At 57.3% G+C, this 14,646-nt stretch carries 13 protein-coding genes and 3 tRNA genes; 2 read left to right on the top strand and 14 right to left on the bottom strand.

Features of this window, described 5'->3' with window-relative positions; all coding sequences use genetic code 11:
- Positions 1 to 175: 175 nt before the first annotated feature.
- The 4 genes from ABYA88_RS05965 to ABYA88_RS05950 all read right to left on the bottom strand — a co-directional run bounded on the left by ABYA88_RS05965 (position 176) and on the right by ABYA88_RS05950 (position 4,362).
- Positions 176 to 940 carry an amino acid ABC transporter ATP-binding protein gene (locus ABYA88_RS05965; protein ID WP_373186052.1) on the bottom strand — a complete coding sequence of 255 codons (765 nt, stop codon included), beginning with the start codon at positions 938 to 940 and terminating at the stop codon, positions 176 to 178.
- A gap of 10 nt (positions 941 to 950) precedes the next feature.
- Entirely contained in the window at positions 951 to 2,045 is a 1,095-nt protein-coding gene (locus ABYA88_RS05960; RefSeq protein ID WP_373186051.1) for an amino acid ABC transporter permease, read from the bottom strand.
- A gap of 9 nt (positions 2,046 to 2,054) precedes the next feature.
- Positions 2,055 to 3,239 carry an amino acid ABC transporter permease gene (locus ABYA88_RS05955; RefSeq protein ID WP_373186050.1) on the bottom strand — a complete coding sequence of 395 codons (1,185 nt, stop codon included), beginning with the start codon at positions 3,237 to 3,239 and terminating at the stop codon, positions 2,055 to 2,057.
- A gap of 94 nt (positions 3,240 to 3,333) precedes the next feature.
- Positions 3,334 to 4,362 (bottom strand): amino acid ABC transporter substrate-binding protein, encoded by a 1,029-nt coding sequence (locus ABYA88_RS05950; RefSeq protein WP_373186049.1) that lies wholly within the window; start codon positions 4,360 to 4,362, stop codon positions 3,334 to 3,336.
- 420 nt (positions 4,363 to 4,782) lie between these two features.
- Here ABYA88_RS05950 and coxB point away from each other — a divergent pair, with 420 nt between their 5' ends.
- A complete protein-coding gene (gene coxB / locus ABYA88_RS05945; RefSeq protein WP_373186048.1) occupies positions 4,783 to 5,793 on the top strand; it encodes a cytochrome c oxidase subunit II in 1,011 nt (336 codons plus the stop codon).
- A 71-nt stretch (positions 5,794 to 5,864) separates the two neighbouring features.
- Here the strand turns inward: coxB and ABYA88_RS05940 are convergent.
- Positions 5,865 to 5,941: transfer RNA gene (locus ABYA88_RS05940), tRNA-Arg, on the bottom strand.
- A 340-nt stretch (positions 5,942 to 6,281) separates the two neighbouring features.
- Between ABYA88_RS05940 and ABYA88_RS05935 the strand changes: the two genes are divergently transcribed.
- Entirely contained in the window at positions 6,282 to 6,605 is a 324-nt protein-coding gene (locus ABYA88_RS05935) for an Arc family DNA-binding protein (protein ID WP_373186047.1), read from the top strand.
- Positions 6,606 to 6,720: 115 nt separating this feature from the next.
- Here ABYA88_RS05935 and ABYA88_RS05930 read toward each other — a convergent pair whose 3' ends face one another.
- From ABYA88_RS05930 to ABYA88_RS05890, 9 genes are all read right to left on the bottom strand, one after another.
- Positions 6,721 to 7,857 (bottom strand): sodium ion-translocating decarboxylase subunit beta, encoded by a 1,137-nt coding sequence (locus ABYA88_RS05930; RefSeq protein ID WP_373186046.1) that lies wholly within the window; start codon positions 7,855 to 7,857, stop codon positions 6,721 to 6,723.
- A 10-nt stretch (positions 7,858 to 7,867) separates the two neighbouring features.
- Positions 7,868 to 9,652 carry a sodium-extruding oxaloacetate decarboxylase subunit alpha gene (gene oadA / locus ABYA88_RS05925; RefSeq protein ID WP_373186045.1) on the bottom strand — a complete coding sequence of 595 codons (1,785 nt, stop codon included), beginning with the start codon at positions 9,650 to 9,652 and terminating at the stop codon, positions 7,868 to 7,870.
- Between the two features lie 49 nt (positions 9,653 to 9,701).
- Positions 9,702 to 9,956, bottom strand: coding sequence for an OadG family protein (locus ABYA88_RS05920; RefSeq protein WP_373186044.1), 255 nt, complete (start codon positions 9,954 to 9,956; stop codon positions 9,702 to 9,704).
- A 178-nt stretch (positions 9,957 to 10,134) separates the two neighbouring features.
- Positions 10,135 to 11,565, bottom strand: a complete 1,431-nt coding sequence (gene mgtE / locus ABYA88_RS05915; RefSeq protein ID WP_373186043.1) for a magnesium transporter — start codon at positions 11,563 to 11,565, stop codon at positions 10,135 to 10,137.
- 186 nt (positions 11,566 to 11,751) lie between these two features.
- Positions 11,752 to 11,828: transfer RNA gene (locus ABYA88_RS05910), tRNA-Arg, on the bottom strand.
- A gap of 96 nt (positions 11,829 to 11,924) precedes the next feature.
- Positions 11,925 to 12,016 (bottom strand) — tRNA-Ser (locus ABYA88_RS05905).
- A 60-nt stretch (positions 12,017 to 12,076) separates the two neighbouring features.
- Positions 12,077 to 12,262 carry a carbon storage regulator CsrA gene (gene csrA, locus ABYA88_RS05900; RefSeq protein WP_092386879.1) on the bottom strand — a complete coding sequence of 62 codons (186 nt, stop codon included), beginning with the start codon at positions 12,260 to 12,262 and terminating at the stop codon, positions 12,077 to 12,079.
- Between the two features lie 215 nt (positions 12,263 to 12,477).
- Positions 12,478 to 13,719: an aspartate kinase gene (locus tag ABYA88_RS05895; protein WP_373186042.1), complete on the bottom strand. Its 1,242-nt coding sequence runs from the start codon at positions 13,717 to 13,719 to the stop codon at positions 12,478 to 12,480.
- A gap of 93 nt (positions 13,720 to 13,812) precedes the next feature.
- Positions 13,813 to 14,646, bottom strand: an 834-nt coding sequence (locus ABYA88_RS05890; RefSeq protein WP_373186041.1) for a DHHA1 domain-containing protein, incomplete at its 5' end; no start/stop codon positions are given.

Genomic DNA, 14,646 nt, shown 5'->3' with positions numbered 1-14,646 from the left:
GGCCTCCAAGGACGCAACGCTGACGATGGCAAAAGTATAACCCAAATGTGACCGATTGGTTCTGGCCTGGGTGGGCCAATTGACATCATCAATCAGGCTGCATGAAGCAGCCGAATGTGGACACGGGCGCATGAGCACTGGCACCTGCATGGTGCCAGTGGTGGGAAGGCCAGGGTCAGTGCAGTATCTGACTGAGAAACAGCTTGGTCCGCTCGTTCACCGGGCTGGTGAAGAAGGTATTCGGTTCGGCCTCCTCCACTATCTCGCCGCGGTCCATGAAGATCACCCGGTCTGCCACTGTGCGGGCGAAGCCCATCTCGTGAGTAACGCAGAGCATCGTCATACCGTCTTCAGCGAGACCGACCATGGTATCGAGCACTTCCTTGACCATCTCTGGATCCAGCGATGAGGTAGGCTCGTCAAACAGCATGATTTTTGGTTGCATGCACAGGGCCCTGGCGATCGCAACACGCTGCTGCTGACCGCCGGAGAGCTGGCCCGGAAACTTGTGCGCCTGCTCCGGAATCTTGACCCGCTCGAGGTAATGCATCGCCAGCTCATGAGCCTTGCGTTTGGGCATTCGCCGTACCCACATGGGTGACAGTGTGCAGTTCTGCAGCACCGTCAAATGTGGGAACAGGTTGAAATGCTGGAACACCATGCCCACCTCGCGCCGCACCGCCTCGATGTGCTTGAGGTCATGGGTGAGCTCAGTACCGTCAACGACGATGCGCCCCTGCTGATGCTCCTCGAGACGATTGATACAACGAATCGTCGTGGATTTACCAGAACCGGAGGGTCCGCAGATCACGATCCGCTCACCCTGCCGCACGTTCAGATTGATATCCTTGAGCACGTGGAAGGTGCCATACCATTTGTTCACGCCCACCATCTCGATCATGCGATCCTTGATGACTGGCTCTGCCTTTGCTTCGCTCACGTTCTTGCTCCTAATGCTTGTGGCTGGTATCCAGCTTGCGCTCCAGATGCATGGAGTAGCGGGACATGCCGAAACAGAAAATCCAGAAAACCAGGGCAGCGAATACATACCCCTCCGTAGCCATTCCCAGCCAGGCGGGGTCGGTAGTCGCCTGCTTGATACTGTTGAGCAGATCGAACAGTCCAATGATGATGACCAGACTGGTGTCCTTGAACAGTGAAATAAACGTATTGACGATACCCGGAATCACCATTTTCAGCGCCTGGGGCAGAATCACCAGACCCATCATCCGCCAGTAACCCAGGCCCATAGCTTCTGCAGCCTCGTATTGCCCCTTGGGGATTGCCTGGAGACCCCCACGCACCACCTCGGCAATGTAGGCTGACTGGAACAGGATTACCCCGATCAGCGCACGGATCAACTTGTCGAAGCTCATTCCCTCGGGCAGAAAAAGCGGCAGCATGACTGAGGACATGAACAATACGGTGATCAACGGTACACCGCGCCAGAACTCGATGAAGGTCACGCACAGAACCCGGATCGCCGGCATATCTGACCGACGTCCCAGGGCCAGAGCGATCCCCAGAGGTAAGGCGCCAGCGATGCCCACTGCGGCAATCACCAAAGTCAGCATCAGCCCGCCCCACTGGCTGGTCCGCACCACTTCAAGTCCCAGGCCGCCATGCAGCAGCCAGTAGGCGACCAGCGGATAGACAACCAGAAAGCAGATACCGTAGAGCGCCTTGCGCGGCATCATCGAAATGAACAAGGGCGCCGCGCCGACAATGGCGAGAACCACCGTCAGGTCTACCCGCCAGCGCAGTTCTGTGGGATAGAACCCATACATGAACTGGCCGAACCGCTGTTTGATGAACACCCAGCAGGCGCCCCCGCTGTCGCAGTCAGCCCGGGTATCACCCACCCAGTCGGCATCGAGAAATGCCCACTGCAGCAGCGGTGGCACGATAAGCCAGAGCAGGTACAGCGCGACAAGCGTAAGCAGGCTGTTGAACCAGCTGGAGAAGAGGTTCTGCCGCAGCCAGGCCATGGCGCCGATACTCTGCCGTGGCGGTGGAAGATCAGGTTTGAAATCATGAGTCTGCATGGGCTGTCCTTACCGCTCGATCAGCGCGATGCGCTTGTTGTACCAGTTCATCAACATGGAAATGCTGATGCTGATGGCCAGATAAACACTCATGGTAATAGCGATGACTTCGATCGCCTGCCCGGTCTGATTGAGCACGGTACCGGCAAACAGCGAGACCATCTCCGGGTAACCAATCGCCGCAGCCAGCGACGAATTCTTCGCCAGGTTCAGATACTGGCTGGTAAGCGGCGGAATAATCACTCGCAAGGCCTGGGGAATAACCACCAGGCGCAAGATCCTCCCCGGAGGCAAACCCAGCGAGCTGGCGGCCTCGGTTTGGCCGTGACTGACCGACTGAATTCCCGCGCGAACGATTTCCGCAATGAACGCAGCCGTGTACATGGTCAGCGCCAGCGTCAGCGCAATGAGCTCGGGGATCAGTACCCAGCCGCCGGTGAAGTTGAAACCGGTCAGCTTGGGAGCAGTCCAGTCAATCGGACTACCGGCGATGACCACCGCCAGGCCCGGCACCAGCAGCAGGATGCCTATGGATGCAAGCGTCACGGGAAAGATCTTGCCGGTTGCCTCGCGCCGTGCCTTGGCCCATCGGGCCAACACAATGATCGCAACAATCGCCAATGCCAGCGCAGCGAGAAACAACCCGAAGATATCCGAGATGCTCGGCGCGGGCATGTACAAGCCGCGGCTGTTGAGATAGAAGTTCTCGAAAATGCCCAGGCTCTGCCGCGGCCCGGGCAACGAGAGCATCACCGCGAAATACCAGAAGAGTATCTGCAGCAGCGGCGGGATATTACGGAATATCTCTATGTAAATGGTGGCCAGCCGGCTTACAAGCCAATTGGGAGCGAGTCGTGCGATGCCCAGCACGAAACCCAGCAGGGTCGCCATCACAATGCCGATGACCGATACCAGCAAAGTATTCAGCAGGCCGATGACAAACACCCGGCCATAACTGTCCGTTTCGGTGTAGTCGATCAGATGCTGGGCAATACCGAAGCCTGCGGTATTGTTCAGAAAAGCGAAACCAGTGGTAATGCCACGCTTTTCCAGATTGATCATGGTGTTGCTATACAAAAACCAGCCCATGGCCACGACAGCGACAATGGCAATAAGCTGAAAAATCCAGGCCCGCGCCTTTGGATCGGTCCAGACCGATCCCTTTGGGCGTGGCGCTTTTGCAGCAGTTTGCATGTAAACCCTCTCGCAAGCCCCGCCCGCCACGCAGGCGGGGAACTTACATCAGCGAAGCAATGCGATCAGCCACCAGGGCTGATCGCCCGGAGTGTCAGCGCACTGGTGGTGCGTACTGCACGCCCCCGTTGTTCCACAGAGCGTTGAGGCCACGTTCAATCTTCAGCTCGCTTTCGGCGCCAACGTTACGGGTGAAGCTTTCACCGTAGTTGCCCACCTGCTTGACGATCTGCACAGCCCAGTCCTTCGGCAGGTTGAGTTCCTTGCCGTACTCGCCTTCAACACCAAGCAGACGGGCGACATCGGGGTTCTTCGGGTTCTTCGCCATCTCATCGACGTTGGCCGAGGTAACGCCCATTTCCTCTGCATTGAGCATTGCAAAGAGCGACCACTTGACGATGTCGAACCACTCGTCGTCACCATGGCGTACCACCGGCCCCAGAGGCTCCTTGGAGATCACCTCGGGCAGCACTACGTAATCATCTGGCGAAGCGAGCTTGATACGCTGGGCATAGAGCTGTGACTGGTCCGAGGTCAGCACGTCGCACCGACCGGATTCCAGCGATTTGGCGCTTTCATCCGAGGTGTCGTAGGTGATGGGGGTGAAGCTCATACCGTTGCTACGGAAATAGTCGGACGCATTCAACTCGGTGGTGGTGCCCGCCTGAATACATACGGTAGCGCCATCGAGCTGCTTGGCACTGGTGACGCCAAGCTTTTTATTCACCAGGAAACCCTGGCCGTCGTAATAATTAACGCCTGCGAAGTTCAGGCCCAGGCTGGCATCGCGTGAACTGGTCCAGGTGGTGTTGCGTGACAACACATCTACCTCACCCGATTGCAGCGCGGTAAAGCGCTCCTTGGCGGTCAGCGGGCTGTAGCGCACCTTGCTCGCGTCGCCGAACAGCGCTGCTGCCATGGCACGGCATACGTCTACATCCAGACCAAGATAGTTGCCCTTCTCGTCCGCGTAGGAGAAACCGGGGAGACCATCGCTGATACCGCATTGGACAAAGCCCTTTTTCTTCACCGCATCAAGCGTCACGCCCGCCTGGACGAAGCTGCTTGCGCCGATGGCAGCAGCAGTAGCGACTATTGCAAGGGTAGTTTTCACCGTCTTCATTGAAAATCTCCAGATTGGAATAATTATTATGGAGTCTCACTCTCCCTGTCTTGCCCGTTACGGGCATGGGACACAATGACAGTAAAACCGTCATGCTGGAAAGGAGAACATCTCACGTCCCACGCGAGACAGCTGGCATGTCGCCAGTCCACAGTCCTGCAAGTCATTGCAAAGCCTGTACCAGTACAGTTAAGTGCATACTTCGCAATTTTTCAGGCGAATATGGTCTTAATTGCGACATTAAAGTTTCTCGATAGTCTTATTGACACCGTTATGGCGCCCGGAAACGGGCATGCCCGCAGGCTGCACGCACCGAATCCATGCATCGGCTTTGCCGCAGGCGCGGAGCACTCTCCCTCGCCGCCAACTTTTCGCTTGGAGTGTTGTCGAACCTGACTGAATCGTTAAAAAGGCCGGATCATGGATTGGACCTGGACAGCCAAGCGTCGGCGGCAGTTCTGCCGCGGCGCTCTCGCCACCTGCTCGCTGACGATGAGTGCCTGTGCTGGTAGCCAATCCATACTGGAGCCCGCTGGCATGCAGGCAGCAAGCATAGCCAAGCTGTTCTGGTGGATGTTCGGCGGCGGAGCGTTGGTATGGATACTGGTAGTGGCGGCCGCCCTCTATGTCATCAAGGTACAGCCCGGGGAGCGCCAGGTCCGAAAGGACCAGTGGCTGATCGTCGGCGGCGGCATTCTGTTTCCGGCCGCTGTACTGTCGGCACTACTGGTATATGGCCTCTCGCTGATGCCCCACTCGCGGTTGAACGAGCAAGCCGACCTGAATGTGAACGTTGCGGGCGAACAATGGTGGTGGCGAGTGCAATACGAGACCACCGAGGGCGAGGTGGTAGAACTGGCAAATGAAATTCGCCTGCCGGTCGACAAATCCGCGCTGTTCAACCTCACCAGTGACAACGTCATCCATTCGTTCTGGATTCCGTCCCTGGGTGGCAAGGTTGACATGATTCCCGGGCGGACCAATCAAATGCTGCTCGAGCCTACTCGCACAGGTATCTTTAGCGGCGCATGCGCAGAGTATTGCGGCACTTCCCATACCTTCATGCGGTTTCGGGTACAGGTGATGAAGCAGCAAGCATTCGAGCACTGGCTCACCCATCAGGCGCAACCTGCCAGACCACCAGCAACCGCCGCCGCCAGCGAAGGCCTGCGGATATTCATGTCCAATGGCTGCGCCACCTGCCATACAATACGCGGCACAGACGCCAGTGGCCGACTCGGCCCGGATCTGACCCATGTCGGCAGTCGCCTGAGCCTGGCTGCAGGCACGCTACCCATGGCGCCGGCAAGCTTCGTTAGCTGGATCGACCACACTCGGAATATAAAGCCCGGCGCAGATATGCCGCCGTTCGCGGTCCTCGGCGAGGACAAGCTCGATGCCCTGGCGGCCTATCTGAGCGGACTGGAATGACGCTGCGCAGACACAGCTTTGCGGACGCGCCTTTGTGATCAGAGCTTAGTGTAAACACCGAAAGGTCGAGATGGTGCGCGAGCCGGGATTCGAACCCGGGACCTACCGCTTAGGAGGCGGTCGCTCTATCCAGCTGAGCTACAAGCGCACTGAAAGGAGGAACTACTTCAATGCCATGCTCTCCAACCAAGGAGTAGCCTGGAGCGGCGCATGTTACCTGATCGATCATGGCCTTGGCCAGCGTGACCCAAGTCGGTAGGAATGCTTGCAAATGGCCATCTGTCGGAATTACGTCACAAAACTGAGGCATTATTTTGACATCAGTTGAAAGTACCGGTAAAAAACAGATCTAGGAAATATCAAAATTGAGCGGTTAAGCCGGTAACAGCCTGTGATACGCCGCATTCACGCTATACTGGCACTCGGCAATCTGGCGTAGTGCAACCGGCCAGTAGCGTTCACCCTCTCAGACGATTAAGTTGCCCATTATGAAAACAGCAGCTCAACAGTACACCAGCCGCACCGCCGACAAATTCGTCGTCAGGCTGCCCGACGGTATGCGCGAGCATATCGCCGAGGTAGCGCGGCAACATCACCGGAGCATGAACTCCGAAATCATCGCCAGGCTCGAACACAGCCTGCTTGATCTGCCGACGCTTCCAGCGCAACCTTCACGGCAGATGCTCAACGACAAACAGATGGATAATCTGAGCCATCCCGAGCGTGAACTGCTCTTGCGATTCCGGGAAATGAGCCGGCGCCAGCAAAATGCACTTCTGGCGTTGCTTCCAGGCGAAGAAGTCGCATCCTGAGCTGGCCCCTCATCGAATGATTGAGGGGGTGTAGGATCAGTTAGCACATCACTTCGGGCAAAAAAAACCGCTCTCGATCGAGAGCGGTTTTTTTGTGGGCGCAGATTACTCCGGATCAGCCAACGAAGGTGAGCAGTACACCCGCCGCAACCGCCGAACCGATAACACCAGCCACGTTCGGTCCCATTGCGTGCATCAACAGGAAGTTCTGCGGGTTCGCCTCCAGGCCTACCTTGTTGGATACCCGGGCAGCCATCGGTACCGCGGATACCCCGGCGGAACCAATCAGGGGATTGATTGCCTGCTTGCTGACAGCGTTCATCAGCTTGGCCATCAACACACCGGATGCAGTGCCGACACAGAAGGCCGCCATACCCAGCACCAGAATACCCAGAGTGGTCAGCTGTAGGAAGGACTCCGAGGACAGCTTGGAACCTACCGCCAGACCCAGACCCAGTGTCACAATGTTGATCAACGCGTTACGGGTAGTGTCGGTCAGACGATCGACCACGCCGCTTTCGCGCATCAGGTTACCGAAACACAGCATACCTACCAGCGGCGCAGCCGAAGGCAGCAGCATGGCGACCAGCAGCAGCAGCAGGATCGGGAAGATGATCTTCTCGGTCTTGCTCACCGGGCGCAGCTGCGTCATGACGATCGCTCGTTCTTTCTGATTGGTCAGCGCCCGCATGATCGGTGGCTGAATCATTGGAACCAATGCCATGTAAGCGTAGGCTGCGACGGCGATTGGGCCAAGCAACTGCGGCGCCAACTGGGACGTTACAAAGATCGAGGTCGGACCGTCTGCACCGCCAATGATCGCAATCGAGGCAGCCTCCTTGAGCGAGAACTCAAATCCCGGAATACCCCAGGCAGTCAGCGCCAATGCGCCGAGCAGCGTGCCGAAGATACCGAACTGTGCGGCAGCACCGAGCAGCAACGTACGCGGATTGGCCAGCATCGGACCGAAGTCGGTCATCGCCCCGACACCCATGAAGATCAGTAACGGAAAGACCGTGGTCGGCAGACCTACCTGGTAGATCATGTAGAGCAGTCCGCCCGGATCAGCCATACCCGCCACCGGCAGGTTCGCCAGAATGCCGCCAAAACCGATCGGTATCAGCAGCAGGGGCTCGAAGCCCTTGCGGATAGCCAGATAGATCATACCCAGGCAGATCAGGATCATGACGACCTGGCCAGGCTCCATCTTGAAGATACCCGTGCTGTGCCAAAGCTGAAGAAGATTATCCATTCAATTCCCCTCAGCCGATGGTCAGCAAGGTATCGCCGACATTCACTGCGTCGCCTACCTTGACATTGATATTGCCGATGGTGCCCGCCTTGAATGCCTGCACTTCGGTTTCCATCTTCATCGCCTCGAGAATGATCACCACATCACCCTCTTCCACGTGATCACCCGCATCAACCAGCACCTTGAAGATATTGCCAGCCAGTGGCGCTTTTTGCGGCTCGCCATCACCAGCGGCAGCCGGGGCAGGCGCTGAAGAAGCCGCTGATGTCCCGTCGCCAACCGGCTTGATGCCAGTGATGTCGCCACCATCGGCAACCTGGACGACGAAGTCCTTGCCGTTAACGGTAACCGTGTACACCTCGGGCTCGCCGGGCTTGGCCACTATGGTTTCCTTGCCGGTAGGAACAGGCTCGAAAGCGTCCGGATTACCACGGTTCTCGAGGAACTTGAGGCCGATTTGCGGAAACAGGGCGTAGGTCAGAACGTCGTCAATTTCATCACTGGCAAGCGTGATGCCCTTCTCTTGGGCGATACCCTTGAGTTCGGCAGTCAGCCTGTCCATTTCCGGCTCGAGCAAATCTGCAGGACGACAGGTAACAGGCTCTGCGCCATCGAGAACGCGATCCTGCAGCTCCTTATTGAACGGTGCCGGCGCTGCGCCGTACTCGCCCTTGAGGATACCAGCGGTTTCCTTGGTGATCGACTTGAAGCGTTCACCAGTCAGCACGTTGATGACCGCCTGAGTACCAACAATCTGCGAGGTAGGAGTAACCAGCGGAATGAAGCCCAGGTCCTCACGGACACGCGGGATCTCGGCCAACACCTCGTCAAACTTGTCTTCGGCGCCCTGCTCCTTTAGCTGGTTCTCCATGTTGGTCAGCATGCCGCCCGGTACCTGAGCAATCAGGATCCGCGCATCGACGCCCTTGAGACTGCCTTCGAATTTCGCGTACTTCTTGCGCACCTCACGGAAATAAGCCGCGCATTCTTCCAGCAGTACCAGGTCAAGACCGGTATCGCGTGGCGTGTTCTGGAAGATGGAAACAATCGATTCGGTTGGCGAATGGCCGTAAGTCATGGACAGAGAAGAAATAGCCGTGTCGACGTTATCGATGCCGGCCTCGGCTGCCTTGATAATGGCGCCGGTGGACAGGCCTGCAGTGGCGTGGCACTGCATGTGTACCGGAATGCTCAGAGTCTCCTTCAAACGGGTAACCAGGTCGAAGGCGATGTAGGGGTTGAGAATACCGGCCATATCCTTGATCGCCAGCGATTCGGCGCCCATGTCTTCGAGCTGCTTGGCGAGGTCAACCCACATCTCGAGGGTGTGTACAGGGCTCGTGGTGTAGGCGATCGTGCCCTGGGCATGCTTGCCCTGTGCCTTGACTGCCTTGATGGCGGTTTCCATGTTGCGCGGATCGTTCATCGCATCGAATACGCGGAATACGTCCACACCATTGACCGCAGCGCGCTCGACAAACTTCTCGACCACGTCGTCTGCATAATGGCGGTAGCCAAGCAGGTTCTGGCCCCGCAGCAACATCTGCTGGCGGGTATTGGGCATCGCTTTTTTCAGTTCGCGGATACGTTCCCAGGGATCTTCACCCAGATAGCGAATGCAGGCATCGAAAGTGGCCCCGCCCCAGGACTCCACCGACCAGAAACCAACCTGGTCGAGCTTGCCGGCGATAGGCAGCATGTCGTCAAGACGCATGCGCGTCGCCAGGATGGATTGGTGGGCGTCTCGCAGAATGACATCCGTTATGCCCAAGGGCTGCTGCTTGGTATCGGTCATAGTGTTATGGCCTTTGTAGTTTTAAGTAAAAACGCGCAAAAAGGGTGTGTCAGCCGCGACGGCTGCGATGTTGCTGTATGGCTGCTCCGATGACCGCGATTGTTTCCTGATCAACGGCAGCGCCGGCTGTCGGCTTGGCGCGCTTGGGCGCCTTGGGAGCGGGGAGTGCTTCGGGAAAGAAGCGGCTAAGAAACGAAGACATGCCGGTTGTTACCGCCACCAGAAGTATCAGGAAGACGAAAACTGAGCCCATGCCCAGCAACATCAGTTCAAAGCCTTCCATAATCAGTTCGGACGAAGTCATTTTCTCTCCTGCAATAAGTACGGTGCATCACGGACGCCCTTCGGCAAGATTGGCCGGGTTTTCAAACCGCAAGCCATACAGAATGGATAATCTGCGACGCGCACACTATCCGTTCTGCTCGCAAAACCGGGCTAATGTAGCCTGATGTGACATTTTTGGCAAACCACGCGACATCAACCTAGAGCAAAAACACGGTTGCGAGCCCCAGGAAAATAAAGAAACCGCCGCTGTCTGTGATAGCGGTTATGAGTACACTCGAGCCCAACGCCGGATCCCCGCCCATACGCACGCGCAGCAACGGGATGGCTACACCCATAAAGGCAGCGAGCATCATGTTAAGCACCATCGCGGACATCAGCACGATCGACAAAGGCGCGTTGTAATAGAGAAACCAGGTAATCACACCAAGCGCCGCGCCCCAGACCAGACCATTGATCAGCGCTACCCCGGCCTCCTTGCGTAACAGGCGCTCGCCATGGGCCATCTGAACCTGGCCGGTGGCAATGCCTCTGACGATCAGAGTGATCGTCTGGTTCCCCGAATTGCCACCAACGCCGGCAACAATGGGCATCAGCGCCGCCAGCGCGACCAGTTGCTCGATTGAGTTTTCGAAGAGGCCTATAACCCGCGAGGCTATAAGAGCGGTACACAGGTTGACTGCCAGCCACGCCCAGCGATTGCGAACCGATTTCCAGACCGAAGCGAAAATATCTTCTTCTTCCACCAGACCCGCCGCGTTCAGCGCCTCGGTCTCAGCCTCCTCGCGGATATAGTCAAGCATCTGTTCAATGGTAAGACGGCCCTGCAGCTTCCCCTTGCTGTCGACTACCGGGGCTGAAACAAGGTTATAACGCTCGAAAGCCTGCACTGCCTCGCCCGCGTCGTCGCGCGGATCAAAGATGACAGGATCAATGGCCATTACGTCGGCCACCAGCTGGTCGTCAGAGGTTACCAGCAGCTTGTTCACCGACAGCACACCCTTGAGCACGCCCTGCAGGTCGACCACGAACAATTTGTCAGTGTGGTCGGGCAGCGTTTCGAAGCGGCGCAGATAACGGCTGACAACTTCAAGCGTAACGTCATCACGGATGGTTACCATGTCGAAGTCCATCAGCGCTCCGACCTGGTCATCATCGAAGGACAGGGCCGACTTGAGGCGCTCGCGCTGTTGGGCGTCCAGGGTGTCCATCAATTCGCGGACGACATCCCGTGGCAGGTCCGGCGCCAGATCTGCCAGCTCGTCGGCGTCCAGAGTGGTCGCGGCGGCAATAATTTCATGGTTGTCCATGTCGGCAAGCAGGGTCTCGCGCACCGCATCGGAGACCTCGAGAAGAATCTCGCCGTCCTGCTCGGTACCCACCAGTTGCCAGACCTTCAACCGCTCTTCGAGCGGCAGGGATTCGAGGATGTAGGCAACATCCGCAGGATGCAGCTCTTCAAGCTTGTCCTGCAGTTCGACCCGGCTTGATACCTGATCGCCCAGGTTACCCGCGCGCTCGCGGGCACCCTCTTCCAGCCGCCCGGCTTCTTCATGCTGGCGCAGCAGAGCCGTTACCTGATCAAGGCGATCCTGGAGACTTTCGGGAGACTTTCTATCGGGCACTGGCATGGCTGGGCTTCCCTGAAAGACACAATGGGCGGACAAGAACCAAGGACGGGATTACCAAAGGGTAAACAGAACCATTGCTGCAAAGCCTAGCAGGCTTTCGTTACATTCTCCGCTGCCGCGTGCACCTGCTTGCGCAGAACCGGCATGCAAAAAAAAACCCACCGGATAACCAGTGGGTTTCTTAAATGGTGCACTCGGGAGGATTCGAACCTCCGACCGCTCGGTTCGTAGCCGAGTACTCTATCCAGCTGAGCTACGAGTGCATTGTGAGGCGTATTATAGGGACTGAATGTTAACTGTCAAACGCTTTTTTCCTTTTGATTCAGAAACTAACGTGTAACAACCCTATACCACATAAGTGGCGGAGAGGGAGGGATTCGAACCCTCGATACCCTTTAACAGGTATACTCCCTTAGCAGGGGAGCGCCTTCAGCCACTCGGCCACCTCTCCGTAACACGCGCAAAATAGTAACCGCGCGCAGCCACTAATGCAAACAAAAACTCAATGAAATTAACTATTTGGTTCGTCATCCTTTTCTTTCTGGATGCGCTGATAGATTTCTTCACGATGGACAGCCACTTCCTTGGGGGCATTGACCCCAATCCGCACCTGATTACCCTTAACGCCCAGCACGGTTACGGTGACTTCGTCACCTACCATTAGGGTCTCACCGACCCTTCGAGTCAAAATTAGCATTCCATTTCTCCTTGCTCATGATCAGGACACAGCAGTCTGCAAAAAACCGGCATGTTGCCTGTCACCCTGCCGCTGCGGTATCCGTATGACAACAGTAAGGGACAAGTCGTTCGCCCCGTTGTTGCGACGTCTAAAGCAGTGACTGAAAGACAGATGGGGCGCGACAGCCAGAAACCACGCCCCCGTGGCCGCGCACTCGGCGCAACCACAAACTCTCAGAGATAATCCTCGATGGCTGAATCGGCATCGAGACCGAAGGCGCTGTGCAGACTGCGCACAGCCAGCTCGAGATACTTCTCGTCAATGACCACCGAGATCTTGATCTCGGAAGTTGAAATCATCTGGATATTGATGCCGTCGTCGGACAGCGCTTCGAACATCTGACTTGCGACGCCGGCATGCGAGCGCATCCCGACGCCGACTATCGAGACCTTGGCGATCTTGTTATCGCCCGCCACTTCCCGCGCGCCGAGGTTTTCAGCTACCTGGCGAAGAATGTCTTCGGCCTTGCGGAAATCATTGCGATGCACGGTGAAAGTAAAATCGGTGGTGTTATCGCGCGAGACATTCTGCACGATCATGTCGACTTCAATATTCGCGGCGCTTATCGGCCCGAGTATCTTGAAGGCTACGCCGGGAACATCCGGCACACCCCGAATGGTCAGCTTGGCTTCATCGCGATTGAAGGCAATACCGGAAATAACTGGTTGTTCCATTGACGCATCATCCTCGAACGTGATCAGGGTCCCCGGACCCTCCTTGAAACTGTGCAGAACCCGCAGTGGCACGTTGTATTTGCCGGCAAATTCCACCGCCCTTATCTGTAGCACCTTCGAACCTAGACTGGCCATTTCGAGCATCTCTTCGAACGTGATGCGCTCGAGCCGACGGGCACTCTCGACCACCCGAGGGTCGGTGGTATAGACACCATCGACATCAGTGTAGATCTGGCATTCATCTGCCTTGAGCGCTGCCGCAAGTGCAACGCCGGTCGTATCGGAACCACCGCGGCCCAACGTAGTGATGTTGCCGTGCTCGTCGACACCCTGAAAGCCAGCCACGATGACCACCTTACCAGCGGCCAGTTCACCGCGAATATTGGCATCGTCGATGTGTTGAATGCGTGCCTTGTTGTGCGCGCTGTCGGTCACGATGCGGACCTGCGATCCAGTGTAGGACACTGCGGGCACATCGATCGCCTTGAGAGCCATGGCCAGCAAACCGATGGTCACCTGCTCACCTGTTGACAGGATCACATCCATCTCGCGCGCGTCAGGCTCGGCCTGAACCTGTTGCGCCAGCGCGACCAGCCGATTGGTCTCGCCACTCATGGCTGACACAACGACAACCAGATCTACCCCTCTGGCTCTGAAACCCTTGATCTTCTCGGCAACCTGGCAAATGCGCTCAACGCTGCCAACCGAGGTACCACCAAACTTCTGGACGATGAGTGCCATCTTGTTTGCACCAGACCCCTATGAGAAATCGGTTGCCCGACAGTTCTGTCAGCTTCCAGTCGGAAGCCGTCCCTTGTTACTCTACTGTGCTTCCTACTGCTGACCCAGCCAGTCAACCGCCTCTGAGAGCGCCTTGTCGATCGCGGCCGGATCGGTACCGCCGCCCTGGGCCATATCTGGACGACCGCCGCCCTTGCCGCCGACGACCGCAGCCGCATTGCGAATCAGGTCGCCGGCCTTGACCCGACCAATCAGATCTTTGGTCACGCCTGCGACCAGCACCACCTTGCCGTCCTGTTCGCCGGCGAGCAGGACCACTGCCGAGCCAAGCTTGTTCTTGAGCTGGTCGACCAGGCCCAGCAGGGCCTTGCCGTCCTGGCGGTCGACGCGCTTGACCACCACCTGCATTCCGGCCACTTCCTGCGCCTGGGTGGCCATGTCGTTACCCGCTGCGCTGGTCAGTTTTGCCTGGAGCTGCTCAACGTCCTTTTCCAGTTGCCGGGTACGCTCTACCAGGGTAGCAACCTTGTCCAGCAGATTTTCACGACCGCCCTTGACCACCTGCCCGATCTGACGCAATTGGTCATCGTCCTCGCGCATGTACTCAAGCGCTACCGATCCGGTAACCGCCTCGATACGCCGGACACCGGCGGCAATACCGCTTTCGTTGGTGATTTTCAGCAGGCCGATATCACCGGTGCGGCTGACGTGGGTACCACCACAGAGCTCGACCGAAAAACCATCGCCCATGGTCAGAACGCGAACCTGATCGCCGTATTTCTCGCCGAACAGGGCCATCGCGCCTTTACCTTTAGCGGTCTCGATGTCGGTTACCTCTATAGCCACCGGCGTGTTCAGGCGGATCTGCTGGTTGACCATATCCTCCAGCTCGCGCAGTTGCTCGACGCTGATCGACTCGAAATGACT

Origin of the sequence: Halopseudomonas sp., assembly GCF_041579695.1 — a bacterium.
In the GTDB taxonomy this organism is placed as follows: Bacteria; Pseudomonadota; Gammaproteobacteria; order Pseudomonadales; family Pseudomonadaceae; genus Halopseudomonas.
Note: the sequence above shows the minus strand (reverse complement) of the source record. Positions and strands in the feature narration are given on the sequence as shown.

Coding starts and splice junctions, on each gene's coding strand:
- coxB (WP_373186048.1), top strand. CDS start 4,783: ATGGATTGGACCTGGACAGCCAAGCGTCGGCGGCAGTTCTGCCGCGGC.
- oadA (WP_373186045.1), bottom strand. CDS start 9,652: ATGACCGATACCAAGCAGCAGCCCTTGGGCATAACGGATGTCATTCTG.
- ABYA88_RS05930 (WP_373186046.1), bottom strand. CDS start 7,857: ATGGATAATCTTCTTCAGCTTTGGCACAGCACGGGTATCTTCAAGATG.
- ABYA88_RS05935 (WP_373186047.1), top strand. CDS start 6,282: ATGAAAACAGCAGCTCAACAGTACACCAGCCGCACCGCCGACAAATTC.
- ABYA88_RS05955 (WP_373186050.1), bottom strand. CDS start 3,239: ATGCAAACTGCTGCAAAAGCGCCACGCCCAAAGGGATCGGTCTGGACC.
- mgtE (WP_373186043.1), bottom strand. CDS start 11,565: ATGCCAGTGCCCGATAGAAAGTCTCCCGAAAGTCTCCAGGATCGCCTT.
- ABYA88_RS05920 (WP_373186044.1), bottom strand. CDS start 9,956: ATGACTTCGTCCGAACTGATTATGGAAGGCTTTGAACTGATGTTGCTG.
- ABYA88_RS05895 (WP_373186042.1), bottom strand. CDS start 13,719: ATGGCACTCATCGTCCAGAAGTTTGGTGGTACCTCGGTTGGCAGCGTT.
- csrA (WP_092386879.1), bottom strand. CDS start 12,262: ATGCTAATTTTGACTCGAAGGGTCGGTGAGACCCTAATGGTAGGTGAC.
- ABYA88_RS05960 (WP_373186051.1), bottom strand. CDS start 2,045: ATGCAGACTCATGATTTCAAACCTGATCTTCCACCGCCACGGCAGAGT.
- ABYA88_RS05950 (WP_373186049.1), bottom strand. CDS start 4,362: ATGAAGACGGTGAAAACTACCCTTGCAATAGTCGCTACTGCTGCTGCC.